At 61.4% G+C, this 21,383-nt stretch carries 22 protein-coding genes and 1 pseudogene; 15 read left to right on the top strand and 8 right to left on the bottom strand.

Annotated elements, in window-relative coordinates:
- Nucleotides 1-57 precede the first annotated feature (57 nt).
- The 3 genes from SJY08_RS04805 to SJY08_RS04795 form a co-directional block, all read right to left on the bottom strand.
- Entirely contained in the window at nucleotides 58-624 is a 567-nt protein-coding gene (locus SJY08_RS04805) for a phosphoribosyl-AMP cyclohydrolase (RefSeq protein WP_054151546.1), read from the bottom strand.
- Nucleotides 625-979: 355 nt separating this feature from the next.
- On the bottom strand, nucleotides 980-2,440 hold the full coding sequence (locus tag SJY08_RS04800) for a UdgX family uracil-DNA binding protein (protein ID WP_377274866.1): 1,461 nt from the start codon (nucleotides 2,438-2,440) through the stop codon (nucleotides 980-982).
- The gene (locus tag SJY08_RS04795) at nucleotides 2,440-3,669 is read right to left on the bottom strand and encodes a putative DNA modification/repair radical SAM protein (RefSeq protein WP_054151544.1); all 1,230 of its coding nucleotides are present in this window, start codon (nucleotides 3,667-3,669) and stop codon (nucleotides 2,440-2,442) included. Before SJY08_RS04795 ends, SJY08_RS04800 begins: the two co-directional genes overlap by 1 nt.
- A gap of 267 nt (nucleotides 3,670-3,936) precedes the next feature.
- Between SJY08_RS04795 and greA the strand changes: the two genes are divergently transcribed.
- From greA to SJY08_RS04780, 3 genes are read left to right on the top strand one after another with little or no spacing between them, the layout of a single operon-like run.
- Entirely contained in the window at nucleotides 3,937-4,413 is a 477-nt protein-coding gene (greA, locus tag SJY08_RS04790; RefSeq protein ID WP_054151746.1) for a transcription elongation factor GreA, read from the top strand.
- A 22-nt stretch (nucleotides 4,414-4,435) separates the two neighbouring features.
- Complete coding sequence (locus SJY08_RS04785; protein ID WP_377274865.1) at nucleotides 4,436-5,533, top strand: glycosyltransferase family 4 protein; 1,098 nt, start codon at nucleotides 4,436-4,438, stop codon at nucleotides 5,531-5,533.
- 3 nt (nucleotides 5,534-5,536) lie between these two features.
- Nucleotides 5,537-6,493, top strand: coding sequence for a glycosyltransferase (locus tag SJY08_RS04780; RefSeq protein ID WP_377274864.1), 957 nt, complete (start codon nucleotides 5,537-5,539; stop codon nucleotides 6,491-6,493).
- Nucleotides 6,494-6,502: 9 nt separating this feature from the next.
- Here SJY08_RS04780 and SJY08_RS04775 read toward each other — a convergent pair whose 3' ends face one another.
- Nucleotides 6,503-6,970 (bottom strand): Lrp/AsnC family transcriptional regulator, encoded by a 468-nt coding sequence (locus tag SJY08_RS04775; RefSeq protein WP_377274863.1) that lies wholly within the window; start codon nucleotides 6,968-6,970, stop codon nucleotides 6,503-6,505.
- A 238-nt stretch (nucleotides 6,971-7,208) separates the two neighbouring features.
- Here SJY08_RS04775 and trxB point away from each other — a divergent pair, with 238 nt between their 5' ends.
- The 4 genes from trxB to SJY08_RS04755 all read left to right on the top strand — a co-directional run bounded on the left by trxB (nucleotide 7,209) and on the right by SJY08_RS04755 (nucleotide 10,919).
- A complete protein-coding gene (gene trxB, locus SJY08_RS04770) occupies nucleotides 7,209-8,186 on the top strand; it encodes a thioredoxin-disulfide reductase (protein WP_069043724.1) in 978 nt (325 codons plus the stop codon).
- A gap of 20 nt (nucleotides 8,187-8,206) precedes the next feature.
- On the top strand, nucleotides 8,207-9,103 hold the full coding sequence (locus SJY08_RS04765; RefSeq protein ID WP_054151539.1) for a LysR family transcriptional regulator VtlR: 897 nt from the start codon (nucleotides 8,207-8,209) through the stop codon (nucleotides 9,101-9,103).
- A gap of 362 nt (nucleotides 9,104-9,465) precedes the next feature.
- Nucleotides 9,466-9,759: a helix-turn-helix transcriptional regulator gene (locus tag SJY08_RS04760; protein WP_054151538.1), complete on the top strand. Its 294-nt coding sequence runs from the start codon at nucleotides 9,466-9,468 to the stop codon at nucleotides 9,757-9,759.
- Nucleotides 9,760-9,818: 59 nt separating this feature from the next.
- Nucleotides 9,819-10,919, top strand: a complete 1,101-nt coding sequence (locus SJY08_RS04755) for an alkene reductase (RefSeq protein WP_377274862.1) — start codon at nucleotides 9,819-9,821, stop codon at nucleotides 10,917-10,919.
- Between the two features lie 43 nt (nucleotides 10,920-10,962).
- Here the strand turns inward: SJY08_RS04755 and SJY08_RS04750 are convergent, their stop codons facing one another.
- Together SJY08_RS04750 and SJY08_RS04745 are read right to left on the bottom strand one after the other, a co-directional pair.
- Complete coding sequence (locus SJY08_RS04750; protein ID WP_377274861.1) at nucleotides 10,963-11,355, bottom strand: DUF6220 domain-containing protein; 393 nt, start codon at nucleotides 11,353-11,355, stop codon at nucleotides 10,963-10,965.
- On the bottom strand, nucleotides 11,352-12,392 hold the full coding sequence (locus SJY08_RS04745) for an NAD(P)H-binding protein (RefSeq protein ID WP_377274860.1): 1,041 nt from the start codon (nucleotides 12,390-12,392) through the stop codon (nucleotides 11,352-11,354). The genes SJY08_RS04750 and SJY08_RS04745 overlap by 4 nt, the downstream gene beginning before the upstream one ends.
- Before the next feature lie 93 nt (nucleotides 12,393-12,485).
- Between SJY08_RS04745 and SJY08_RS04740 the strand changes: the two genes are divergently transcribed.
- Nucleotides 12,486-13,424: a LysR family transcriptional regulator gene (locus tag SJY08_RS04740; RefSeq protein WP_377274859.1), complete on the top strand. Its 939-nt coding sequence runs from the start codon at nucleotides 12,486-12,488 to the stop codon at nucleotides 13,422-13,424.
- Nucleotides 13,425-13,472: 48 nt separating this feature from the next.
- On the opposite strand, the gene SJY08_RS04735 is transcribed toward SJY08_RS04740, so the two are convergent.
- A complete protein-coding gene (locus tag SJY08_RS04735; protein ID WP_054151533.1) occupies nucleotides 13,473-13,742 on the bottom strand; it encodes a DUF2188 domain-containing protein in 270 nt (89 codons plus the stop codon).
- 87 nt (nucleotides 13,743-13,829) lie between these two features.
- Between SJY08_RS04735 and SJY08_RS04730 the strand changes: the two are divergent.
- From SJY08_RS04730 to SJY08_RS04720, 3 genes and pseudogenes are all read left to right on the top strand, one after another.
- A pseudogene (locus SJY08_RS04730) lies at nucleotides 13,830-13,973 on the top strand (calcium:proton antiporter); the annotation flags it as partial.
- A gap of 190 nt (nucleotides 13,974-14,163) precedes the next feature.
- Nucleotides 14,164-15,369: an OpgC family protein gene (locus SJY08_RS04725; protein WP_377274858.1), complete on the top strand. Its 1,206-nt coding sequence runs from the start codon at nucleotides 14,164-14,166 to the stop codon at nucleotides 15,367-15,369.
- A 164-nt stretch (nucleotides 15,370-15,533) separates the two neighbouring features.
- Nucleotides 15,534-16,763: a PQQ-dependent sugar dehydrogenase gene (locus SJY08_RS04720; protein ID WP_377274857.1), complete on the top strand. Its 1,230-nt coding sequence runs from the start codon at nucleotides 15,534-15,536 to the stop codon at nucleotides 16,761-16,763.
- A 68-nt stretch (nucleotides 16,764-16,831) separates the two neighbouring features.
- Here the strand turns inward: SJY08_RS04720 and SJY08_RS04715 are convergent, their stop codons facing one another.
- The gene (locus tag SJY08_RS04715) at nucleotides 16,832-18,034 is read right to left on the bottom strand and encodes a pyridoxal phosphate-dependent aminotransferase (protein WP_069043717.1); all 1,203 of its coding nucleotides are present in this window, start codon (nucleotides 18,032-18,034) and stop codon (nucleotides 16,832-16,834) included.
- A 62-nt stretch (nucleotides 18,035-18,096) separates the two neighbouring features.
- Here SJY08_RS04715 and SJY08_RS04710 point away from each other — a divergent pair, with 62 nt between their 5' ends.
- From SJY08_RS04710 to SJY08_RS04695, 4 genes are all read left to right on the top strand, one after another.
- Nucleotides 18,097-18,693 (top strand): hypothetical protein, encoded by a 597-nt coding sequence (locus SJY08_RS04710; protein ID WP_377274856.1) that lies wholly within the window; start codon nucleotides 18,097-18,099, stop codon nucleotides 18,691-18,693.
- Nucleotides 18,694-18,846: 153 nt separating this feature from the next.
- Nucleotides 18,847-19,995 carry a PQQ-dependent sugar dehydrogenase gene (locus tag SJY08_RS04705; RefSeq protein WP_377274855.1) on the top strand — a complete coding sequence of 383 codons (1,149 nt, stop codon included), beginning with the start codon at nucleotides 18,847-18,849 and terminating at the stop codon, nucleotides 19,993-19,995.
- Between the two features lie 538 nt (nucleotides 19,996-20,533).
- Nucleotides 20,534-20,749, top strand: coding sequence for a cold-shock protein (locus SJY08_RS04700; protein ID WP_006725577.1), 216 nt, complete (start codon nucleotides 20,534-20,536; stop codon nucleotides 20,747-20,749).
- Between the two features lie 155 nt (nucleotides 20,750-20,904).
- Nucleotides 20,905-21,354 (top strand): BA14K family protein, encoded by a 450-nt coding sequence (locus tag SJY08_RS04695; protein ID WP_069043714.1) that lies wholly within the window; start codon nucleotides 20,905-20,907, stop codon nucleotides 21,352-21,354.
- Nucleotides 21,355-21,383 lie beyond the last annotated feature (29 nt).

Here is a 21,383-nt window from a genome sequence, read left to right as displayed (position 1 = left end):
GAGTGCTCAGGGGCGCGCAACACAACCAGACAGGCTGAGGTTTGCTGATCGGAAGTGTTAGTTGACGGTATAGGGCAGCGAGGAGTGATGCAGGACGATCCGCAGATTGCCGGCATCGTCAAGCTGATAGCCCCAGGTCTTGTCGACTGTGGTGACCTTGCCTTCGGCATCGGAGATATGGACCTTGCCAATGGTCTGCGCAGTCTTGCCGCTGATGAAGATTGCCGAATTCTCGATCTTGACCGAGGTCCAGCCCTTCAGCGCAAAGCCGGTATCGGCAGGGTAGTTCGGGTCATGGCCGACGAAATAGGCGAGCGCCCCTTCGGCCGTCGGCCGGAAGGTCTGCGGCTCGACGGTCAGAGTCGGCTTGAACAGCACCGGGCCGAGGTTATAGCCATAGGCTCCGTCAATCACCGCCTTGGCCGTTGCCTTGGCCTTGTCGATGCCGCCGTCCTTGTAATCCGTGGCGATCTTCACGAGCGCGTCGCCCCAGGCAACCTGGGCGGCCTCGACCTGGGCCTGGGTGATGGTGCTGTCGATGATCGTTGCCTTGACCGGCATCTCCGCCTGGGCGGAGAAGGCAATCATCACAGCAGCAAATGTCGAAACGGCAAATCTGAACATTTCTTAACCTCATTGGCGACGCTGGGACCATCCCAGTGCGTTGGCATGAAGATGGGTCGCGAAGCTGAAAGCTGCATGAGCCGAACATGAACGGAAGATTAAAGGGAGAGATTGCGAGCGGCGGCCACTCCGGCAGTCGCGGGAGCCCGGTCGATCAGCGCTGAGAGTTCGCCGCAAGACGGGAAAAGAAGCCGCCCCTTGGATCGGCATGGCGCGCGACAGCTTTGCCGGCGGGTTCGCACTCTGTTGCGCGCTGGCGACGGCGACGCTCCTCCTGCTCGCCGCCATTGCGACCGATGTGTATGTGCGAACGGCAGTCGAAGAAAGCCACATCGACGGCCACAGAAGCACCTCGTCAAAGGGCTGGCAGCGTGTCGAAAAGCCGCCGCACGCCTTGAAGATCCGACCGAAAGGCATCTAGGCTGCGCGCTTTCAGATCCTCGTCGAGCATCCTGAGGATCGCCGCTGGATGCGTCGTGACAAGCAGCATTCGGTTGTCCTGCATCGGGATCGGCATGCCCCGCACCTCGGCGATCGGCCGGCTCTCACCTGTCAGCGACAGATAGGCGGTCGCGCCGAGCGCCACGACGATGCGCGGCCTGATGATCTCTATCTCCTTTGAGACCCACCAGCGGCAATGCGCCACCTCACCGGCTTCCGGACGCATGTGGATCCGCCGCTTGCCGCGCCGCTCGTATTTGAAATGCTTGACGGCATTGGTGACGTAGACCTGAGTTCGGTCGATCCCTGCCGCCGCCACGGCCTCATCGAAGACCTGGCCAGCCGGACCGATGAACGGCTTTCCCGCCAGATCCTCGGTATCGCCGGGCTGCTCCCCGACGAACATGATCTCCGAATCCTCTGGCCCCTCGCCGAACACCGTCTGTGTCGCATGGCAATGCAGCGGACAGCGCGTGCAGCCAGCCGCTTCCTCCCGCAGCCGTTCGAGCGGCGGCAGATTGACCGACGCCTCCTCGTCTTCTCGTTCACGCCACTGCGCCTGTAGCCGCTCGTGAAAGGCCGGCGGCTGGCTCGCCTGCCGCTCTGCCATCTCGGCGACCCGCCGCTCCGCACCCGCAATCAAGTCCGGAATGAGCGAGGCCTCCGGCATGTTCTTCCAGTATTTCTTCGGCATTTCCGACTGCATTGCCTTGATCTTCAACCGCGCCGGATTGAAGATATTGGCGAAATAGGTGCGCCAGAGCTCGTCGGTCTCATCCTCCGCTTCCGGCCGGGCGGCCGGCTCGCGCGACGTCTTGAGCTCCTGCCCGTTCCACGCGGCCGAGCCCTTCGGCGTCGCGATCAGCCAGTCCATGTCGGTGAAGCGCCGCTGGAAGAAGCCGGCAGTGCGCGACACTATGAAATGCTCCGGCTCGAACCAGGCAACGAAACGCCGCCGTCCAGCCTGCACACCCTCGACTTCGCGGAACCGCACGAAGGCCTTCATCTTGTGGCTGTCGCGCCTGATATTCTTGATCAAGCGGATGAGGTCCGAGACGTCAGGATCGGAGCTAACCTGCAGAAGGCTGCGTTCCGCCTGCAGCCGCCAGAGAATGCGATAGAGAAGTGAAAATCGAGCCGGATCCGTATGGCAGATCGCCGCCTCCGCCGCCTCCATGAAGCCCTTCGGCACGACGATCCCGGAAGGCACATCGACAGGCCCGGTCTCTGGCGGCATCGCGCCGAAGAGATCGCCCCCCTCGCCAGAAAGCTGCCAGCGAACCTGATCGGGTGTCACCCGATCAGCCAGGAGCGAACGTGCAGCATCGCGCCACTCGTCGAACGCCCCTCGCCCTTCGAGCGTGACGGTTCGCATCAGAATAGCGACAGCTGCTCGGCCGGCGGCGCAAACACCGCTCGCAAATCGGTCCGATCGAGGCTGCGATTCGGCGACCATCCCTCGGCGACGATGAAGGACCGTACCTTCTTGAGCGACACACCGAGACGCGTCAGGTCCTCGAGCCGCACGCGCCGATGACGGCGGGCCGAGAGCAAGCCGTTCACAGTCTTCGTCCCGAAACCCGGGACACGCAGTAGCGTCTCCCTATCCGCCTTGTTGACATCAACCGGAAAACGATCGCGGTTCGCCAGCGCCCAGGCAAGCTTCGGATCGAGTTCAAGGTCGAGCATGCCGCCCTGCCCGATCGACGAAATCTCCTCGACCGAGAAACCGTAGAAACGATAAAGCCAGTCCGCCTGATAGAGCCGATGCTCGCGCATCAGGGGTGGCTTGATCAGCGGCAGGTTTTTCGAGCTGTCGGGGATCGGGCTGAAGGCGGAGTAGTAGACACGCTTCAACCCGTAACTGCTGTAGAGCCGCGCGCTGGAGCCCAGGATCGTCGCATCATTGGCGCCGTCAGCCCCGACGATCATCTGGGTACTCTGGCCGCCGGGCACGAACTTCTTGCGCCGTCCGGTGAGCGTCGGCTCGCGCGCCTCGTCGATCTTCAGCCTCAGATCCGCCATCGAGCGGCGGATGTTGACCGGACGCTTCTCCGGCGCATAGCGCTCCAGCCCGTGATCGGTCGGCAGCTCGATATTGATCGACAGGCGATCGGCATAAAGCCCCGCCTCCTCGACCAGATGCGCGGATGCCTCGGGGATGGTCTTCAGATGGATATAGCCGCGAAACTCGTGCTTGGTGCGCAGGTCCCTGGCGATCTTCACCATTTCGGCCATCGTATCATCCGAGGACTTGATGATCCCGGAGGAGAGAAACAGACCCTCGATGTAATTGCGACGGTAGAATTCGATCGTCAGCCAGACGACCTCGTCCGGCGTGAACCGCGCCCGTTCGACATTGCTCGAAGAGCGATTGATGCAATAGGCACAGTCATAGATGCAGAAATTGGTGAGCAGGATCTTCAGAAGCGAGATACAGCGGCCGTCAGGCGCGTAGGCATGGCAGATGCCCGACCCCTCTGTCGAGCCGAGACCGCCAGAGGCGGACGAGTCACGTTTGGTCGTCCCGCTGGACGCGCAGGACGCATCATATTTGGCGGCATCGGAGAGAATGGCGAGACGTTCTTTGAGCGACTTCTTCATGGGAATGTTCCCTATACGTTCCCGTGACAATGGTCAAGTTTCCGCCTTGCGACATTGCGTCCACCGGGCACCATGGTCATTGATTTCGCTGATTTTTCTCGCCGTCAGGTCGGCTTTCGGAGGCGCCCGACGAAAACTCTGGAAATTGCGCAAAGCATTCTGCTATAGTCTGCCGTAACGTGATTTGTGACTGGTTCCGCAGCTTTGCTTCGGAACCTGTTTTCTTTTGTGCCCGCGCTCGCGGCCATGAAGACGAAGGAAGAGGAAATGGTAGACAAAGTACCGATGACGCAGAACGGTTTCGAAAAGCTCAGCGAAGAGCTGCGCTGGCGTCAGCAGGAAGAGCGTCCGCGCATCATCGAGGCAATTGCCGAGGCGCGCGCTCATGGCGACCTTTCCGAAAATGCGGAATATCACGCCGCCAAGGAAGCACAGAGCCACAATGAGGGCCGCGTCGGCGAACTGGAAGACCTGATAGCCCGCGCAGAGGTCATTGACCTCTCGAAGATGTCTGGCTCGAAGATCAAGTTTGGCGCGACAGTCAAGCTGATGGACGAAGACACCGAAGAAGAGAAGACCTACCAGATCGTCGGCGACCAGGAAGCCGACGTGAAGGCCGGCCGCATCTCGATCTCCTCGCCGATCGCCCGCGCGCTGATCGGCAAGGAAGCTGGCGACAGCATCGAAGTCGTCGCCCCCGGCGGCTCCAAGGCCTACGAGATCCTCGCGGTCAAGTGGGGTTGATCTAGGCCGGAAGGGCTCCTCTGTGGCGCAATCCCTCGACGACATCACGGTGATTGCGCCGCATTTCAAGCGGCGCCTCTCCGGCGTGACATCGACCGTGATCCAGCTCGTGCCGGAACAAAGGCGCCAGGGTCTAGGCATCCTGACGCTTGGTCCCGGCCTGCCCGGTCACCTGCCGAAAATGCGCTGGGCCGAGCTACCCGGCCTCTGGAAGCGGCCGAACGCTACCCCTGCCCGCGTCTGGCATGCCCGTCGCAACAACGAGATGCTGGTGGGCCTGATCCTCCGCAACATCTTCCGCATGCCGCTGAAGCTGCTCTTCACGTCTGCGGCCCAAAGGCATCACAGCCGCTACACCCGCTGGCTCATCTCGAAGATGGACGGCGTGGTAGCGACGAATGGAAAGTCCGGTTCTTTTCTCAAGGTCCCGCATCGCGTCATTCGCCACGGCGTGGACCTTCAGCTGTTCCATCCGTCGGACGAGCTCGACACGAGCCTTCCCGAAGATCTGAAGGGCCGGCATCTGGTCGGATGTTTCGGCCGGGTGCGCCACCAGAAGGGCACGGATCTTTTCGTCCGGGCCATGATCGAACTCCTTCCGGGCAATCCGGAATGGACGGCCGTGATATCTGGCCGGATCACCGCCGAACACACGGCCTTTGCAGACAAGCTGAAGGCCGACATCGCAGCCGCCGGCCTGACAGACCGCATCCGTTTCCTCGGCGAAGTCGATGACATCAAGCCGTGGTATCGCCGTCTGACGCTCTACGTCGCTCCCTCGCGCAACGAAGGCTTCGGCCTGACGCCGCTCGAGGCCATGGCTTCAGGCACCGCCGTGGTTGCAAGTGACGCCGGCGCCTATGCCGAGATGATCATCGAAGGCGAGACCGGCTCCGTCGTGCCGGCCGGCGACTTTGATCGCCTGCGCGACGCAATCTCGACCTTTCTCGAACCACAAAAGGCGATACTGGCCGGTCGACGCGGGCGCGAACATGTCGAGGCGGCTTTCGGGCTGGAACGCGAAGCGGATCAGCTGGCCGACGTTTATGCAAGCCTGCTCGGGACTACCCTGCCCCAGGCAAGTGCCCGCCCCAAGCCCGCAACATCCGGAACAGTTTGACTGATGGCCGACCGCGATCTGCTCGACATCCTCATTGTCAACAAGGACAACAGTTTCGGGCTGACACGCGACACGTCGCTGCTGATCGAAGCACTGGCCTCCATCGGCCGCTCCGAGGGTGTGGCAACAAAAGGCATTCGGGCAAGAAAGTTTTTCGACCGGATCCTCGGCCGCAAGCAGGCCAAAACCATCATCCATATCGAACGCGCCTTTCCGCACTGGTTCAGCGCCGGCAGGTTCAACTTGCTCTGCCCGAACCAGGAGCGCTTCCCGCGCCGCCACATTGGCCGGTTGAAGGGCATTGACCTGGTTCTGGCCAAGAGCCGACATGCCGAAGAGATTTTCCGCTGCCTCGGCGCTCCCACTGCCTATGTCGGCTTCACCTCGGAAGACCGGCTCGACGAGAGCGTTGCCAGAAACTGGAACAGCTTCTTTCATCTGGCCGGCGGCAGCACGCTGAAGGGCACGGAAGACGTGATCGAATTGTGGTCCCGTCATCCGGAATGGCCGGAACTGGTTCTGGTCCAGCGCGATCCGCATCCGAAGGCCGCCGGGATCACCAATATCCGTGTGGTCAGCGGCTACATCACCGATGCCGAACTCAGGCAATGGCAAAATAGTTGCGGGATCCACCTCTGCCCGTCTCGCTCCGAAGGCTGGGGCCATCATCTGGTCGAAGCGCTCTCCGTCGGGGCGGTCACCGTCACCACCGACGGCCCGCCGATGAACGAGCACGTGACCGCCGATTGCGGCATTCTCATTCCCTATGGACGCACGGAGCCCAGACATCTCGGCACCAATTATCTCGTTGATCTCGAGGCGATGGAAAAGATCATCGAGAACCTGCTGACAATGGACGTCGCAGAAAAACAGGCGCTGGGCAGTGCTGCGCGCCAACGTTTCGTCGAGATCGACACAGGCTTCCGCACGAGATTGGCAGAAGCGCTGAAACCTTTCTGAGCGGGCCGCTCAGATCTCCACCAGACCGACCTTCTTCACCTGCCGGATCGTCAACATCGTCCTGACTGTGTCGACATGTTCATTGGCCGTCAGCACCTCGATGACGAAGTCCTGGAAACGGGTCAGATTTTCCGCCACGCAATGCAGCAGGAAATCGCTGTCACCGTTGACCATCCAGGCCTGACGGACGATCGGCCAGCTGTCGGTCGCCGCCGCGAAGGCCTTCAGATTCGCTTCCGACTGGTGCTTCAATCCCACCATGCAGAAGGCAACGAGATCGTAGCCCAGCCGGCTGCCATTTAGAACGGCGTGATAGCTTTCGATCACGCCGGCCTCCTCGAGCTTGCGCACCCGGCGCAGGCAGGGCGGCGCCGAAATGCCGACACGTTCGGAGAGTTCCACATTGGTCATGCGCCCGTCCCGCTGCAATTCTTTCAGAATGCGCAGGTCGATGGCGTCGAGTTCTACCTTGAGCACGGTCGATCCTTTTGAAGATGTGTGCGATATCTACTCTTTCAGACGTAATTGGCAAGAATCCTCCGCGTTCACGCACAATTATTGCGTGGACGCGCAAAGCTCTGTTGCTAATGCCGGGCCATGCCTTGAATTGCTTGTCGCTTCGATCCTAAATGGGCGACAGTTGCGCAACGGTCGGGCTTGCCTGCGCTTGATACCCCCGATCGAAGACGAAGACCGCGCATTGAAAGGAAGCGACATGACTGCCCGCCACACCAAGGTGCTGATCATCGGCTCCGGCCCTGCCGGCTACACCGCTGCAATCTACGCCGCCCGCGCCATGCTGAAGCCGGTTCTGATCGCCGGCATGGAACAGGGTGGTCAGCTGATGATCACCACGGATGTGGAAAATTACCCGGGCTTTGCCGATCCGATCCAGGGCCCCTGGCTGATGGAGCAGATGCTCAATCAGGCGGTCCATGTCGGCACGGAAATCGTCAGCGATCTCGTCACCGAAGTGGACACCAGCCACCGTCCGTTCACCGTGAAGACCGACAGCGGCCAGGTCTGGACCGCTGACACGCTGATCATCTGCACCGGCGCCAAGGCCAAGTGGCTCGGCATCGAGAGCGAGCAGCATTTCCAGGGCTTCGGCGTTTCCGCCTGCGCCACCTGCGACGGCTTCTTCTATCGCAACAAGGACGTCATCGTCGTCGGCGGCGGCAACTCGGCTGTCGAGGAAGCGCTCTACCTCTCGCATATCTGCAAGTCGGTCACCGTCGTGCATCGCCGCGACAGTTTCCGTTCGGAGAAGATCCTGCAGGAACGCCTCTTCGCCAAGGAGAACATCCGCGTCCTCTGGAACACGACAGTCGAGGAAATCACCGGCGCCCCGGCCAAGCCGCCGATGCCGCCGTCCGTCTCCGGCGTCAGGCTCAAGGATGCGCTGACCGGTGCCGTCACCGACATGCCGATCGACGGCGTCTTCGTCGCCATTGGCCATGCGCCGGCCGTCGAACTGTTCAAGGACAAGCTGAAGCTCAAGTCCAACGGCTATCTCTGGACCGCGCCGGATTCGACCGCAACAGACGTGGCCGGCATCTTTGCCGCCGGTGACGTGACCGACGACGTCTACCGCCAGGCGATCACCGCCGCCGGCATGGGCTGCATGGCAGCGCTCGAGGCCGAACGTTTCCTCTCGGCCCTGCCCGTCGAGACACAACAAGCCGCGGAATAGCCGCCATGAGAGGGGGCGGCATGCCGCTGGACTGGGACAAACTGCGCATTTTTCATGCGGCCGCCGAAGCTGGGTCCTTCACCCACGCGGCCGACAAGCTGCATCTGTCCCAGTCGGCGATCAGCCGCCAGGTCTCCTCCCTGGAGCAGGACATCGGCGTCAAGCTTTTCCACCGCCATGCGCGCGGCCTGATCCTCACCGAACAGGGTGAACTGCTCTATCGCACCGCCCATGACGTTCTCCTGAAGCTGCAGACGGTAAAGATGCAGTTGACCGAGACGACTGAAAAGCCGTCCGGCAAGCTGCGGGTCACGACCACCGTCGGCCTCGGCCAGGGCTGGCTGACCGACAAGGTGCAGGAATTTCTGCAGCTCTACCCAGACATGTCGATCCAGCTGCTCCTCGACAACGAGGAACTGGACGTCAACATGCGCCATGCCGACTGCGCAATACGGCTCCGCCAGCCGCAGCAATCGGACCTCATCCAGCGCAAGCTGTTCACGGTGCATATGCACGTCTATGCGGCACCGTCCTACATCAACCGCTACGGCGAACCGCAGTCCATCGAGGATCTCGACAACCACCGGATTATCACCTTCGGCGAACCGGCACCGAATTACCTGTTGGACGTCAACTGGCTGGAAGTCGCCGGCCGCTCCTCCGACAATCCGCGCATGCCGCATCTGCAGATCAACAGTCTGACCTCGATCAAGCGTGCCTGCCTGCTCGGTATCGGCATCGCCATGCTGCCGGATTACATCGTCGGCCGCGATCCGGGTCTGCTGCAGTTGGTCACCAGTGCCGACGTGCCTTCCTTCGACACCTATTTCTGCTATCCCGACGAGATCAAGAACGCCGCAAAGCTGAAGGCATTCAGGGACTTCATCGTCGCCAAGGCCCGCAACTGGAACTTCTAAGGCAGCCTGACGGCTGCCCTTTTAGTAGGTTGCGCACACAGACTTGCGCATCATGCATGCCTGACATGCATAAAAATGCATTGTTCACTGCACAAAAAACCACCATATCGCACACAGCTGATGCACATGGTGGCTTTTTCCTCCCAGTTCCACCGCAGCAGCTGTTCCCCTCTGGAGGTTTTTGACCTTCACAATTCAAAGGGCCCTGGTTATTCCGGTGGCCCTCTTTTTTTGTTATTTCGTTGGAACAATAGATCCTTCGAGCCGTTACAGCGTCTGGCGGAACTGACGCCGGGCCTCTCGGCCCCGACGGCAGAGATCTCTCCGCAGCAGACTGAAAATGCAGACGATTTGGAGGGGACATGTTCCTAGAGGACGTGATGAAGGCGCTGGCTCACCCGGCGCGCATGGAAATGCTGATTTGGCTCAAGGATCCCAAAGAGTACTTCGGGGTGCCCAAAGAAGACGCAACCGACGGCATTAGCGCCGGTCAGTTCGAGCGATCCGGCCTGTCACAATCCGCGGTTTCCGCCCATCTCGCGACCCTTCAGCGCGCGGGCCTCATCAGTTCCAAGCGTGTCGGCCAGCGGGTTCTCTATCGCCGCAATGAAGATGCCATCGCGGAGTTCGTCAAGACCTTGAATGGAACACTCTAAGGCCCCACATCGGGATCCCCGATGAACCTTCCCATCATTGGAAACTCCCGAGAGGTTTCATGTCCAAGCTTTTTGAACCGACATCCGTCGGCACCATCCCCGTTTCGAACCGCATCGCCATGGCGCCGCTGACCCGCAACCGGTCACCGGGCGCGGTTCCGAACGATCTCAACGTCGAGTACTACCGCCAGCGTGCGACTGCGGGCTTGATCATCAGCGAAGGCACGGCGATCACCCATCAGGCGCAGGGCTATGCCGACGTTCCCGGTCTCTACAAGTCCGAAGCCATCGACGGTTGGAAGAAGGTCACCGACGCCGTGCATGCAGCAGGCGGCAAGATCGTCACCCAGCTCTGGCATGTCGGCCGCATCTCGCATACGAGCCTGCAGCCCGAGGGCGGCGCCCCGGTCGCTCCCTCCGCCATCGCGGCACAGTCCAAGACCTATATCCTCAATCCCGATGGTTCCGGCGCATTCGTCGAGACCTCCGAGCCGCGTGCTCTGGAAACGGCAGAACTGGCCGGCATCATCGAAGACTACCGCAGGGCGGCACGCGCTGCCATTGAAGGCGGCTTCGATGGGGTGGAGATCCACGCTGCCAACGGCTACCTGCTTGAGCAGTTCATGCGTTCGAACAGCAACCAGCGCACGGATCAATACGGCGGCTCGATCGAAAACCGCATCCGCCTGACGCTGGAAGTCGTCGAAGCCGTGACCAAGGAAATCGGCGCAGAGAAGACCGGCATCCGCATTTCCCCGACCACCCCGGCGAACGATGTCTCCGACCCCGATCCGAAGGCCGTCTATACGGCACTCGTCGAGGCGCTGGCCAAGTTCGACCTCGCCTTCGTGCATGTCATCGAAGGTGCGACCGGTGGCCCGCGTGACGTGCTGCCCTTCGATTGGAAGGCGCTGAAGGCCGCCTACCGCGCTGCCGGCGGCAAGGGTGCCTGGATCGCCAACAACGGTTATGACCGCGCCTCTGCGATCGAAGCAGTCGAGAGCGGCTATGCCGACCTCGTCGCCTTCGGCCGCCCCTTCATCGCCAATCCGGATCTCGTCCGCCGCCTGAAGGAAGATGCGAGCCTCAACCCGCTGGATCAGGCCACGCTCTACGGCGGCGGCGCGGAAGGCTACACGACCTATCCGGCGCTTGCCTGACACTAAAAGGGGCGCCCGCGACACCGGGCGCCCTTCCCCTGGACTAGAAGGAACCTCGATTGTGAGGCTTCAAGCGTCTGACAAGCTGAAGAGCGAACAGCGCCATCACCAGACCGTTGACCGGATGCAGCGCCCCGAGAAGCGGCAGTGCGCCACCAAGTGCGGCAAGCATCACTTGGGCGAGATAGAGGGCGAACAGCATGCCGGCGATACCGCGGTATGCGCGCAGTCCTTGAGACAGGGATATCAGGAAGAGCCCGATCAAGGGCACACCCAAGGCCCCGCCCGTCGCCGCATGCGCATCCCAGCCCATCGCGGCGCCGAAGACCGTCATGCCCGCAAGGAAGAACTGGACGACGACCCCTGCGAGCACGGTGACCGCGAGCCCCCTGAAGACAAGCACCGCAATCGGAGCAGCAACCACAGCCCAGCTCATTGCTCACCTCCCGCAAGACGCAGCACCGGCTCACCCCTAGCCGCAGTTTCGGCCTGTGTCAGGCAGCCGAGGCTCCGCAATGTCGCCTTGACCGCGCCATCGATCGGCGTATGGGGCTCTTCCCCAAGGAATTCGACGAGACGAGAATTGTCGAGCCTGATTGTTTCGCGCCAGAGATAGCGCATCTCGTACAGTTCCCGCATCAGGGGCATGAAAGGCCGGGCAAGTCCCGCCAGACGCCAGGGAAACCCGATGGTGAGCGTGCGCTCCCGCCCCACGGCTCGGCCGATTGCCGCGACCATCTGCATGCCATCCTGATCGTAGAATCCGTCCATGTGAAAGCGGGCGAAACTCGGCAATGCGTCCGCACGATCGAGCAGCCGCATGAAGGTCTCGGCAACATCCGGCAGATAGGCCCAGGCATGCCCCACACCCTTGCGTCCGGGATTGACGACGAAGCGCACCGGCTTATCCGCCTGCACAAGACCCTGTGCGAACCAGTTGTTGCCGGCATCAGGCCCGAAGAAGTCCCCGGCGCGAACGATCAGCACGGGCACGCCCTCCGCCGCCGCCTGTTCCAGCCGCCGCTCGAGCTCCACCCGGATGCGGCCCTTCACCGTTTCCGGTTCCTGCCGACTGTCTTCGGCCACGAGCGGGAAGGTATCGCGGCCGAAGTTATAGATCGTCCCCGGCATCAGGATGCGCGCCCCGACCACCCGGGCGGCAGCAATCGTGTTGTCGATCATAGGCAGGACGAGCTCGCCCCAATTCCGATAGCCCGGTGGATTGACGCCGTGCACGATGATGCTTGCGCCTTCCGCCGCCCGCAAGACATCCTCGGCCCGCATTGCGTCACCCCTCACCCACTCGTAAGCCGGACGAGCAGATGTTTGGCGCTCCGGTGCGCGGTGCATGGCACGAACGCGGTAGCCGCGCTGCAGAAGAGCTGTTGCCAGCGCTCCCCCGATGCCGCCCGTTGCCCCGAGCACCAGTGCAAGCGGTCGCTCCAGCGATGTCATTGTCCCTATCTCTGTCATGCTCATCTCCTGTGATTGAAACTGGACTGAGTGTGACAGCGACTAACGATATGCAGAATTGCCAAAGAACGTTCAGTCGATATACAGATATGAATGACCATCGATCAAATCAGCTGGGATCACTACCGAACCTTTCTCGCCGTCCTCGAGACCGGGTCGCTGTCGGCCGCCGCTCGCAGACTGGGTTTGACCCAGCCCACGGCCGGCCGACATATCGAGGCTTTGGAACAGGCCTTTGGCGCGCCGCTTTTCCTGCGCAGCCCACAGGGTCTGCTGCCCACGGAAAAGGCGCGCGCCATGCAGGGACATGCGCTTGGCATGGCCGCGATGTCGTCGGCTCTCGCGCGCATTGCGTCAGGCGACATGGAGGCGGTACGCGGCACCGTGCGCATTAGCGCCAGCGAGGTGATAGCAGTCGAAACTCTGCCCCCCATCCTCGCCCAGCTACAGGAGAAGCATCCGGGGCTGGAAATCGAGCTTTCGGCCTCCGATGCGGTTGAGGATCTGCTTCAGCAGGAGGCAGACATTGCCATTCGCATGGTCCAGCCCAGACAGGCCGCCTTGCTCAGCCAGCGGATCGGCAAGCTATCGCTCGGCTTTCACGCCCACCGACGCTATCTGGACCGCCACGGCTTGCCGACCGCCTTGAGCGATTTTGCAAGACACCGCCTGATCGGCTTCGACAGGCAGCTCGCCTATATCAGGGACATCCTCAAGGAGCGGCAGGATCTGGCTGGCATCGGCTTCGACTTCCGCGCCGACAGCAACCTGGTCCAGCTCGCCGCCATCCGTGCCGGGCTCGGCATCGGCATGTGCCAGCACGCCATCGCAGCCCGCGAACCAGACCTCGTGGAAGTCCTGCCAGGAACACTCGATATATCGCTCGAAACCTTCGTTGTGATGCACGAAAATCTGAAGGCCGTGCCGCGCTATCGCGCCACCTTCGATGCTTTGGTTTCCGGCCTCAACGACTGGAAGAGGCTGTCTCGCGACGCTCCGGCCGCCACCAAGACAAGTGGACTCACGACGTGAATGAACGACCTTAAACGGTTGAAAAGAATCACGTTCTTATACGGGCCATCAGGCAGGAGGTCTCTGTTCGTCGACAAAGGTATCGACGATCTCGACTTCCGGACGATCGCCGCCATCGCTGTATTCCTCGCGCCAGCGTCCTGTCTCATCCTGATAACTGATGGTCACCGGCTCGTCGCCGACCTGCTGCTCCAGCATGACGATGCGTGCGGCTTCAAGGGCCTGGTCATGGGTCGGGAACGCTTCCGAATAGGCGCCACCGAGCCGATAGGCCCAACCGCCATCATGAGGAACGATCTCGTAGATGATCTTCACCATGGCCTTCTCCTCCTAGGCTGAGAAGGAGTATTCCATCAAAACGGCCCCGGCGCAAACGGACGAGCGATCGGACGGGGAAGGACGACGACGCAGGTCCAGACCACCATGGTCGCCATGCCCCTGATCGCAGCCGCGATCAATCTCAACAATGGCGAGACGAACGCGATCGAAGGCATGACCCATTTGGTCCTCTTCGCCACCTTCATCATGCTCGCCTTCCGCGGTCCCTGAACACGCATGATCAGCTCTGACTGCGGCATCCGACCACGGCTCCATGAGCAATCAGGCTCGGAACTTTTGTCAAAAACCGCCGTTCCCTCCGCACGGATCGGCCCCGACTGGGCCTCCCGCCGCATTGTCAACATGATGCGGACGATGATCGCCGCCGCGGGTGACCAGGGGGCCAACTCGGGAGTCGAACGTGAAGAGATTGGACGTGATCGATGGCATGCGGGGATACTTCCTCGTCTTCATGCTCATCAACCATTTGGTATTCACCGGGGGCCTCTGGCTCGTCGAAATCAACCACCGCAACCTCGCCTTCGTCGAAGATGCCCAAGGCTTCGTCTTCCTGTCGGGCCTGCTGACCGGCATGGTCTACAGCCGCAAGATGATGAAGGACGGCTATACGGTCGGCCGCGACAAGATCTGGTCCCGCGCGTTGGAACTCTACCGCTACGCCATGGCGATCGTCCTGATCGTGCTCGCCCTGCAGCTGGTCCTGCCGGGTGCGGTCACAGCCTGGAAGAACTGGTTGGGTGACGCAAGCCTGCTCGATCCGAGCTCGCTCGCGCCGGTCGCCACATTCCTCGTCCAGCCCACCTTCATGGACATCCTGCCGCAATACATCGCCTACATGGTCTTCGCCCCCGTCGTGATCTGGCTTTGCCTGCGCGGCCATTGGCTCGGCGTCGCCATCGGCTCGCTCCTGGTCTGGCTGGCCGCCCAGCTCGGCCTGCACCGCATCGTCACCTATCCGCTCGATGCCTGGCTAGCTGGTGCGCCGGACAAGGAGGGCCTGCGCGTGTCCTTCAACCTGCTAGGTTGGCAGATCGTCTTCTTCGCCGGCATCATCGCCGGTACGTTGACCTCGATGAAGAAGATCGAGTGGCAGAAGGTCTTCGACCCCAAGCGCACGACGCTTGCCTGGACGGCGCTTGCGGTCACACTCTTCTTCCTGCCACTCCGCATCGCAACCGCGCACGGCTTCATGCCCGGCTTCGTGCTCGAAAAATTCGGCCTGATGGAAGTCCGCGCCGATTTCGGACCGGTCTATCTGATCAACTTCGCAGCCGTGGCCTATGGCATGGCCTGGATCCTGATCGCCGGCCCGCGCCATGAGAATGCGGTCATCCGCAAGATCGCTTCGACGCTCACGAGCCTGTTCACCTTGAACTTCCTTCAGCTGCTCGGCCGGCATTCGCTGCAGATCTATGTCTGGCACGTGCTGATCGTCTATGCGGTCTACTACATCGACGCCCGGACACCGGAACTGTCACAGCTGACCAAGACGGCCGTCACCATCGGCGCGCTCGCCATCCTCGCCTTGCCGGCCTTGTGGCGGGACCGCGAGAAAGTTTTCGCCAACGCACCCTATGTCGGCAGCTGGATCAAAACTCCGGCATGAGCAAAAACCGTCAGAGCGGGCCACCAGGCCCGCTCTCTCGTTGCGGATGAGACCTCTCCTCACCATCCGATAAAGAGAACTTGATCTGGCACGCTCTACCGAGGCGGAGCTTTCGGACCACTTCAGGCGTTGAACGGGTCCAATCATTCGACCAGGAGGAATTGATGAAGCGTATACCCCACATTCTTGCCGGAACCATGCTGAGCGTCAGCCTCGTCTCCCTTCCGGCCTTTGCCCAACAGCCCGGAACGCCAGTCGAGACCCAGGCACCGAACGCCCCGAACCAGGAACCGGCCTTTTCCGGTCAGACAAGAGCCCCGCAGCCACCGGAAGTCGTCAACATCAAGACCGAAGTCGTTGCCGAGGGCCTGCCGCATCTCTGGGCGATGGAATTCCTGCCCGATGGCCGCATGCTTGTGACCGCCAAGCAGGGTGCCATGCATATCATCGGCACTGATGGCACGGCCGGCCCCGAGATTGCAAACGTTCCGGAAGTCCTGGCCGATGGCCAGGGCGGGCTACTCGATGTGGCTCTCGCGCCCGACTTTGAAAGCTCGGGCAGGATTTTCTTCTCCTTCGCCGAACCTCGGGATGACGACGGCAACGGCACATCGGTTGCCTCTGCACGCCTCGTTGCCGACGACCAGGGCGGCGGCGCCCTCGAAGACGTCACCGTGATCTTCCGCCAGACCCCGGGCTATGACGGCAACAAGCATTTCGGCTCCCGTCTCGCCTTCGGTCCGGAAGGTGAGCTCTATGTGACGGTCGGAGAGCGCTCCGATGCCGAGCCTCGCGTTCAGGCCCAGAACCTGCAGAGCGGCCTTGGCAAGATCTTCCGCATCAGCCAGACGGGTGAAGCCCTGGAAGGCAACCCCTTCATCGGCGAGGACGGCGCCCAGCCGGAAATCTGGTCGCTTGGTCACCGTAACCTCCAGTCAGCCACGATTGACGGTGAGGGCCAACTGTGGACGGTAGAGCATGGCCCCAAGGGCGGCGACGAGCTGAACCTTCCGGAGGCGGGCAAAAACTATGGCTGGCCGGAAGTCACCTACGGCGTCGAGTACAGTGGCGCCGCAGTGGGCGACGGCATCACCCAGATGGCCGACACCGAACAGCCAGTTTATTATTGGGACCCCGTCATCGCGCCCTCCGGCATGGCCTATTACGATGCCGACGCTATCCCCGAATGGAAGGGCGCTTTCCTCGTCGGCGGTCTCGTCAGCCAGGGCGTGGTCGTGCTGCACATGGAGAACGACCGGGTGAAGTTCGAGGAGCGCGTTGATCTCGATGCGCGTATCCGCGACGTGAAGGTTGGTCGCGATGGCGCAGTCTACGCCGTCACCGAACAGCGTGGCGGCGGCAACTCGACGATCATCAAGCTGACCAAGGGTTGATCATTATTGTCAAAGTAAAAGGGCCCGCAACGCGGGCCCTTTTCTTCTGGTTTGAACCAGAAAATTGCTTACTTCAGCGAAGCGCAGAAGCGCTGGATGCGGCTGCAGGCCTCTTCCAGCTTGGCATTCGAGGTCGCGTAGGAAACGCGGAAGTTCGGGCCAAGGCCGAAGGACGAGCCGTGAACGGTCGCGACACCTTCGGTCGCCAGCAGTTCCATGACGAAGTCCTCGTCCGTCTCGATGACCTTGCCCGACGGGGCGGTCTTGCCGATCAGCGCAGCACACGACGGATAGACATAGAAGGCGCCTTCCGGCTTCGGGCAAACGATGCCGGACGCCTGGTTGAGCATCGAGACGACGAGGTCACGGCGCTCTTCGAAAGCCTTCTTGGATTCCGTGATGAAGTCCTGCGGACCATTCAGCGCTTCGACGGCCGCCCATTGGGCAACCGAGCAGGCGCCAGACGTCTGCTGGCCCTGGATCATGTCCATCGCCTTGATCAGCGGCAGCGGGCCGGCTGCATAGCCGATACGCCAGCCGGTCATCGCATAGGCCTTGGACACGCCGTTCATGGTCAGCGTCCGCTCGTAGAGTTCAGGCTCAACCTGGGCCGGGGTGTAGTAGACGAAATCGCCGAACACGAGGTGTTCGTACATGTCATCGGTCAGAACCCAGACATGCGGGTGCTTCATCAGCACGTCGGTCAGCGCCTTCAGCTCTTCGCGGCTGTAGGCAGCACCCGACGGGTTGGACGGCGAGTTGAACATGAACCACTTGGTCTTCGGCGTGATCGCCTTGTCCAGCTGCTCGGCGGTCATCTTGAAATTGTTCTCGATCGTCGTCTCGACAGCGACCGGCGTGCCGCCGCACAGCGCGATCATTTCCGGATAGGAGACCCAGAATGGCGCGGGTATGATCACTTCATCTCCCGGATTGATCGTCGCCATGAAGGCGTTGAAAAGAATCTGCTTTCCGCCGGTGCCGACGATCACCTGCTCCGGCTTGTAGTCGAGACCGTTCTCGCGCTTGAACTTGTCGGCGATCGCCTTGCGCAGCTCCGGAATGCCGGCGACTGGGGTGTACTTCGTCTCGCCACGAGCAATGGCGGCAACGGCCGCGTCCTTGATATTCTGCGGCGTATCGAAGTCGGGCTCGCCGACGGAGAGCGAAATGACGTCTTTCCCCTGCGCTTTGAGTTCCCGGGCCATCTGCGTGACGGCGATGGTCGCGGAAGGCTTGATGCGGGAAAGGGCGTCGGCAAGGAAAGCCATTGTGCAGGTCCTGAGCTGATTGAACATCGACCCCGCTCTCCGGGGCCTCAGGTCCAAGCTCTATGGCGAAAGAGCCCCGGCCTTTCAAGCCAAAAGCACGGATGGCGCAAGAGATTTGCGTCACCATTCCAATGCGTCTGTGGGCACGATTTCCCAAGCACCGCCGAAATCACAATTCGAGTTGGGAAACGCCACAATTTCGTCGCCATGACGACGCGATCACACGGTTTCATGCGGTCAGGACAAGAATGAAGGTGCCTGTCATGGATTATGAATTGGAAGCATGCACGCCACCCTCAAGGCGAAGCCGTTCACTGGCCTGGCTCGCCGCTGCCAGCGGCTTGGCTTTGGCTCTCTTCATGTTCGGAAGCCCCGGTGCCGCCTCGCCGCCCAGCCAGGACAAGGTCATCGTGGCCCCGTCGGCTTCCACCGTCTCGGCAGATCGCCTGACCACCGGAAGCATCGTCCCAGCGGCCCCTGTCCGACTGGTCGATGTCCCGACCTCAGCAGTTGAGCACCTGCCCCTCCCGCAGAAGGAGCGCCATGTGCTGATAATTCTCCTCTTCGCCTGCTTCACGGTCATGGCAGCCGGCGGCTTCGCCCTTTGGAAGCGCGGATGGCAGGAAATCGTCCAAGGCGAAAACAGCGATCAGCGGTAAGCGGCAGGTCGAACATCTGGATCTGGAATGCCGACGCCAGCTGCACACTTCGCCTTCAAAACTACGTCATGAGGCGGGCGCCGGCTGTGAAACGCCTTGCCAGCTGCATTTCAGTCCCCATCTTCTCGACGAGCAATCGATGGCTGTGAGGAGATGATGATGCTGAACCCCTTCGACAGAATCGCACGGCTGTGCGTGCCCGTCCTTGCCATATCGGTTGCGACGTCCGCATTGGCAGAAGAGCCCCGGGAGATCCGGGCCGGAGACGTCACCATCGAGGTCGCCAGCATAGCCAAGGGCCTCGAAAACCCCTGGTCTGTTGAAGTGATGCCGGATGGGGCGTTCATCGTCACCGAGCGTCCCGGCCGCATGCGCATCATTCGTGATGGTGAAGTCGGTCGTCCGCTGGGCGGCTTGCCGAGGATCGCAGCCGTTGGCCAGGGTGGACTGCTCGACCTCGCCCTCTCTCCCGACTTCGCCGAAAGCCGCCGCCTCTTCTTTACCGCAGCCGCCCCCGGTCCGGGTGGACAGGGCACGGCTGTCTTCTCCGCGCGCCTGAGCGCAAACGAACGACGCCTCGAGGATGTCCGTCGGATCTTTCTCATGAACAAGCTGACTGGCGCCGGCCAGCATTTTGGATCCCGTATCGCTGTCGCCGCTGATGGCAGCCTGTTTTTCGGCATCGGCGATCGTGGAGAACCGGACCGCGCCCAGGATCAGGCCGATCACGCCGGCAAGATCATCCGCATCAATGCCGACGGCACCCCTTCTTCCGCCAACCCCAGCGGGCAACTTCTTCCCGAAGTCTGGTCCAGCGGTCACCGAAATCCCCAAGGCATCGTCATCGATCCCGCCGATAACAGGCTTTATACCGTCGAACATGGCGCGCGCGGCGGTGACGAGATCAATGCACCCGAAGCAGGCAACAACTATGGCTGGCCGGTCATCTCCTATGGCAAGCACTATTCCGGCGCCGAAATCGGCATCGGTCAGACTGCCGATGGCTACGAGCAGCCGCTTCACTACTGGGACCCGTCGATCGCGCCGGGAGCGCTAGCAATCTACCGCGGCGCCATGTTCCCGGAATGGGAAGGCGACTTCCTGGTCGCCGCATTGAAATATCAGCTGATTGCCCGCATCGAGCGCAACGATGACGGCTCGATCGGCAAAGAAGAACGCATTCTGCAAGGCGACTACGGCCGCATTCGCGACGTGAAGGTCGCGCCAGACGGCTCCATCCTGTTGGTGACCGACGAAGAGGATGGACAGCTTCTACGCCTTACCCGTGCTGGCCAGAGTTGAGGAACGCCGCGAACCTGTTATCCGCCGGGCATTTGCCCCATGTTTGGGGCCAATTTGCCTGACAAGCTTGGCCCCCGCAGGATGCGAGACCGTCGAACACGGAAAATTTTCACCCGCAAATTTCCGTGTTCGAGAGGGGTTTTACCTCAATCTCCATCGCAAGCGATGCAAATTTTCTTCGAAATGGCGTGACGAGGCCTTGCGACGGTAACGAATCACTCCATTCACACTGAAAACAAAGGAGTCTCGCCCCGGACAGGGTTAAAACTTTCGCTTGCCAATTTCCGACAAACCAAGCAATCTTCGGGCGTTCGGGCAATTTTGCGAGCATGGGAAGACCTATAAATGAGTGCGCGCCGGGGACGCTATAACAACCCCGGGCAGGCTAACTTGACAGGATGGAAACATCGTCGGGAGTTAGACTGCGGTAACAGGGCCCCTTTCCTCTAATTTCGACAAATGCCTGTCGCTCACCCGCTTGCGGGTACATTGCAATGCTGCCCCGCCGAATATGGGCAGAGAGAAAAGGACCTGACGCATGGCCGAGACTGGCACTGTAAAGTTTTTTAATACCGACAAGGGCTTTGGCTTCATCAAGCCCGACAATGGCGGCGCGGACATCTTCGTCCATATCTCCGCCGTTCAGGCATCGGGCCTGTCGGGCCTGACCGAAAACCAGAAGGTCAGCTTCGACACCGAACCCGATCGCCGTGGCAAGGGCCCTAAGGCCGTAAACCTGCAGATCTCCGGCTGATTTTACCCGGTTTTCTACGAATTGCGGCCCGGCATTCATGCCGGGTTTTTTCGTTCAGCCTGCGTTCAGGCAAAGCCTCCTAGATTGCGATCATCGCCGACGGCCCGAACAGCCACACCGGCTCAGGTAATTTCGCAAGGTCGAGGAACGACGTCATGATGAAATTCGCGCAACACGCACTTCTCGCGGCTGCAGTCACCCTGACGCCGATCGCCGCGGCAAGCCAGGCCGAAGCCGGCGACCGCCATTATCGCCACCGCAGCGACGATGCCCTGGCACTGGGCGTCATCGGTCTCGCAACCGGAATGATCGTCGGCTCCGCACTCGCAAGCCCGCCGCCGCAGCGCCGCGTCTATATCGATCGCCCCGTCTCGGTCTATGACGAGCCCGGCTACTACGTCGATGATTATCCGCCGCCGCCGCGCCATACCTATCGCCCGCGCCCAGTTTACCAGCAGCCGCGCCCGGTGGTTCAGTCCTATGGCGTCGAGCCCTGGACCGGCGCCTGGTATGACTACTGCTCGCAGCGCTATCGCAGCTTCAACCCGCGGACCGGCACCTTCGTCGGCTATGACGGCAGAACCCATTTCTGCACGGCCCGTTGAGGACCGTAACCGCACCGCAGAATGACAAA

The organism is Rhizobium sp. R86522, assembly GCF_042466255.1.
Classification (GTDB): Bacteria; Pseudomonadota; Alphaproteobacteria; order Rhizobiales; family Rhizobiaceae; genus Allorhizobium.
Note: the sequence above shows the minus strand (reverse complement) of the source record. Positions and strands in the feature narration are given on the sequence as shown.

Excerpts from the sequence above, each read along its gene's own strand:
- SJY08_RS04805 (WP_054151546.1), bottom strand. The coding sequence starts at position 624 with ATGTTCAGATTTGCCGTTTCGACATTTGCTGCTGTGATGATTGCCTTC.
- SJY08_RS04800 (WP_377274866.1), bottom strand. The coding sequence starts at position 2,440 with ATGCGAACCGTCACGCTCGAAGGGCGAGGGGCGTTCGACGAGTGGCGC.
- SJY08_RS04795 (WP_054151544.1), bottom strand. The coding sequence starts at position 3,669 with ATGAAGAAGTCGCTCAAAGAACGTCTCGCCATTCTCTCCGATGCCGCC.
- greA (WP_054151746.1), top strand. The coding sequence starts at position 3,937 with ATGGTAGACAAAGTACCGATGACGCAGAACGGTTTCGAAAAGCTCAGC.
- SJY08_RS04780 (WP_377274864.1), top strand. The coding sequence starts at position 5,537 with ATGGCCGACCGCGATCTGCTCGACATCCTCATTGTCAACAAGGACAAC.
- trxB (WP_069043724.1), top strand. The coding sequence starts at position 7,209 with ATGACTGCCCGCCACACCAAGGTGCTGATCATCGGCTCCGGCCCTGCC.
- SJY08_RS04765 (WP_054151539.1), top strand. The coding sequence starts at position 8,207 with ATGCCGCTGGACTGGGACAAACTGCGCATTTTTCATGCGGCCGCCGAA.
- SJY08_RS04760 (WP_054151538.1), top strand. The coding sequence starts at position 9,466 with ATGTTCCTAGAGGACGTGATGAAGGCGCTGGCTCACCCGGCGCGCATG.
- SJY08_RS04755 (WP_377274862.1), top strand. The coding sequence starts at position 9,819 with ATGTCCAAGCTTTTTGAACCGACATCCGTCGGCACCATCCCCGTTTCG.
- SJY08_RS04750 (WP_377274861.1), bottom strand. The coding sequence starts at position 11,355 with ATGAGCTGGGCTGTGGTTGCTGCTCCGATTGCGGTGCTTGTCTTCAGG.
- SJY08_RS04745 (WP_377274860.1), bottom strand. The coding sequence starts at position 12,392 with ATGACAGAGATAGGGACAATGACATCGCTGGAGCGACCGCTTGCACTG.
- SJY08_RS04740 (WP_377274859.1), top strand. The coding sequence starts at position 12,486 with ATGACCATCGATCAAATCAGCTGGGATCACTACCGAACCTTTCTCGCC.
- SJY08_RS04735 (WP_054151533.1), bottom strand. The coding sequence starts at position 13,742 with ATGGTGAAGATCATCTACGAGATCGTTCCTCATGATGGCGGTTGGGCC.
- SJY08_RS04720 (WP_377274857.1), top strand. The coding sequence starts at position 15,534 with ATGAAGCGTATACCCCACATTCTTGCCGGAACCATGCTGAGCGTCAGC.
- SJY08_RS04715 (WP_069043717.1), bottom strand. The coding sequence starts at position 18,034 with ATGGCTTTCCTTGCCGACGCCCTTTCCCGCATCAAGCCTTCCGCGACC.
- SJY08_RS04710 (WP_377274856.1), top strand. The coding sequence starts at position 18,097 with ATGGCGAAAGAGCCCCGGCCTTTCAAGCCAAAAGCACGGATGGCGCAA.
- SJY08_RS04705 (WP_377274855.1), top strand. The coding sequence starts at position 18,847 with ATGATGATGCTGAACCCCTTCGACAGAATCGCACGGCTGTGCGTGCCC.
- SJY08_RS04700 (WP_006725577.1), top strand. The coding sequence starts at position 20,534 with ATGGCCGAGACTGGCACTGTAAAGTTTTTTAATACCGACAAGGGCTTT.
- SJY08_RS04695 (WP_069043714.1), top strand. The coding sequence starts at position 20,905 with ATGATGAAATTCGCGCAACACGCACTTCTCGCGGCTGCAGTCACCCTG.